This window comes from Priestia sp. P5_B4 (assembly GCF_056400385.1).
The window spans coordinates 1-2,836 of record NZ_JBFULJ010000488.1 but is presented as its reverse complement, the minus strand read 5'-3'; the positions used below and the strand labels follow the sequence as shown (position 1 = coordinate 2,836).

Genomic DNA, 2,836 nt, shown 5'->3' with positions numbered 1-2,836 from the left:
CTTTCATATTGATATCCTTTCTCATGAAAATATGCTTTTAGTTCCTCGCAATGATGACAACCTTTTCGATTCCATAATAAAATCTTTGCTGACATGGTTTTTCCTCTTTTCTTTTAAATGATTAATTAGCTTTTTGTAACTCCTTGTGCTTTTCTAACTCGTATCTTTCAGGATGTAAGATTTTTCTTAAGAATACACCTTTTCCTTCTTCTCCTTGATCGACTTCAAAAAAACGTTCATACCCTTTCCTTTCATACATAGGAATCAACCACGGATGTCGATCAGAAGTAGCCAATGTAACGGCAGGTTCCCCCAATTGATCCCGAATAATTGTTTCTTCAACCCATGTTAAGAGTTTAGAACCTACTCCTTTCTTTTTAACCAAAGGATCTACGGCAAACCACCATAAGAAAGGCCAGTTCGTTATTTCTTTATACGTTCTTGCTGTAATCGTAGCTACGATTTTTTTATCACTTTCCAGCACGTAGCAACGGCTGTTTTGAATGTTTTCTTTTACAAGTTCAATCGTTGCCGTTGCGGCTGGAAACTTAATTCCTAGCTCTCGAATCGGCTCGTATGCTCGAAGTGTTAAATTCAACAGTTCTTCAGCATCTTCTACGGTTGCTAATCGAAATAATTCACTCATTTTCTTCACCTCATTTTATAAATGTTTGAAGAGATAGATCGGCTTTATAAATCAGCTCATCCACAGCTTCCTTTAAACGACTTTTGGCATTCGCATTGTTGATGCCTGTAAAAGAGACGTATTCATGCAGCAGAAAAAGAGTGCTGAGCCAATAAGGCCTACCTAAAAAAGACGCTAAAAGTTTTAAATCATACTTAGCTTTTAGTAAAGAATTCACATTTTCACCAATAAGAATTGGCAGAAGTATTTTTTCATGTAATAAATCTTTTSGCAATATTTTTGTTAGCCGGTCAAAAGACTGTACGTATATTTCATTTACTCCAGATAACAGAACGATAATACTTTTAGCTTGGTTCAATTTTGAAATAAATCCCTTTACTTCCTTCTGCGCTTCCTGCTTCAAAGCGTGTACATCATGATACAAAATAGTTTCTGCATGCACTCCTTTTGAGGTTAAGCAAGCTTCTAGCTCATCTTTCACTAAGGCTATTTGTTGATAATTATGAGAGCTTCCGTTATATAAAATACATACATCGCTCACTTTCTTCCCCTCCTTTTTATAGCAAAAAGGCTCCTGGAGTTTCCTCAGGAGCCTTTGGTAGACCAATCAGCTTTAATTGTTGTTTCTTTGATAAAACCGGAGAATGAAGTGAAGTGTCTTTGAAACATACTCACTTAATTCTTATTTATCCAAGTTGTTTTATCGGCTTTTCTGTTTGATGATTCAACTATATAGCCTCAAAATGGCAAAGTCAACTTATTTTTCAAAAAATATTTTTCTTTAAAAAAACTCTTTTCATCTGGAAAATCCTTTGCTAAAATTAATCCCAATTATTCTTACCTTTTTTATCAACTTTAAGGAGTGTTTTCAGTGAAATTAAGTATTTTAGATCAAAGCCCACGTTGTGAAGGTGAGCGTGCTGAAGATGCATTTCAGCATACTATACAATTAGCTCAGCTAGCAGAAGAACTTGGCTACCACCGCTTTTGGGTAGCGGAGCATCATGACTCTGCACATGTTGTAGGATCATCACCTGAAGTGTTAATTTCTCACCTGCTCGCTAAAACGCATCATATCCGTATCGGCTCAGGTGGTGTTATGCTTCAGCACTACAGCCCTTATAAAGTAGCAGAAAATTTTAATGTTTTAGCCTCATTATCTCCAAATCGCATCGATCTTGGAATCGGTAGAGCACCAGGAGGACTACCTCATTCTACTCAAGCCTTGCAACAAAACTCTCAGCCCACTAAGTCCTTAACAGACAAACTGATAGAACTTAAACAATACCTAAACAATACGCTGCCGGAAGATCACCCTCTTTACGGTTTAAAAGCCTATCCAAGGCCCGAAAAATCGGCAGATATATTTTTACTGGGAGCAAGTGCTTCAAGCGCAGAGCTTGCGGGTTCATTAAACCTTCCTTATGTATTTGCTCAATTTATTAATGGCGATCAAAAAGTGCTGGAAGAAGCGATTTCTGTCTATAATCAGCACGTTTCATCTCGCGCACGCTCGCTTGTCGTTGCCCTTTCCGTCATCGTAGCGGATACCTTAGAAGAAGCAAAAGCATTAGCATCCAGCACAAAAATATTTAAAGTATACTTACAAAATGGGAAGTCCGCTACATTAGGGTCCAAAGAAAAAGCTGAAGAATTTGGTCAGCAGTCCAAAGAAAGCTATCGAATTGAAGAAAAAGAAGCAAACGTTATATACGGTACAAAAGAAACCATTCGTCAAAAGCTTCAAGCTTTGAAACAGGAATTTTCTATTGATGAATTTATCATACTTACCGCTATTCAGAATTTCGAACAAAAAAAGCAATCTTATACGCTCTTAAAAGAAGCATTCAATGAAGGAGATGTGCAGAAAATTAATCAAACTCTAGCTGCTTACTAATCCAGAAGCTGAGATAAAAGTATTTTAGCAGAAATAAAACACGAACCAATAATCAAAATTATCGATTATTAGTTCGTGTTTTTCATTGTTTTATCTACTTCCGAGGAGTTCAAACAAAGTATACGCATACCTCTCATTGTTTCAAAAAATCATTAAATTGAATCAAACGTTTTTTTATAGTACCATATGAAGATATGAGTCTAGTAGAAGAAGGGAATTTAAAAATATGCCTTACAAAATGATTGTTTTAGATTTGGATGATACACTATTATGCGATGATCACACTATTTCTC

At 36.2% G+C, this 2,836-nt stretch carries 3 protein-coding genes; 1 reads left to right on the top strand and 2 read right to left on the bottom strand.

The annotated features are described in order from the left end of the window. Positions 1–121: 121 nt before the first annotated feature. Both AC1DRF_RS21755 and AC1DRF_RS21750 read right to left on the bottom strand, forming a co-directional pair. Positions 122–646, bottom strand: a complete 525-nt coding sequence (locus AC1DRF_RS21755) for a GNAT family N-acetyltransferase (RefSeq protein ID WP_013056766.1) — start codon at positions 644–646, stop codon at positions 122–124. Positions 647–656: 10 nt separating this feature from the next. Continuing rightward, complete coding sequence (locus AC1DRF_RS21750; RefSeq protein ID WP_477741673.1) at positions 657–1,187, bottom strand: hypothetical protein; 531 nt, start codon at positions 1,185–1,187, stop codon at positions 657–659. 330 nt (positions 1,188–1,517) lie between these two features. Between AC1DRF_RS21750 and AC1DRF_RS21745 the strand changes: the two genes are divergently transcribed. Further along, on the top strand, positions 1,518–2,543 hold the full coding sequence (locus AC1DRF_RS21745; RefSeq protein ID WP_162214116.1) for an LLM class flavin-dependent oxidoreductase: 1,026 nt from the start codon (positions 1,518–1,520) through the stop codon (positions 2,541–2,543). Positions 2,544–2,836: the final 293 nt, after the last annotated feature.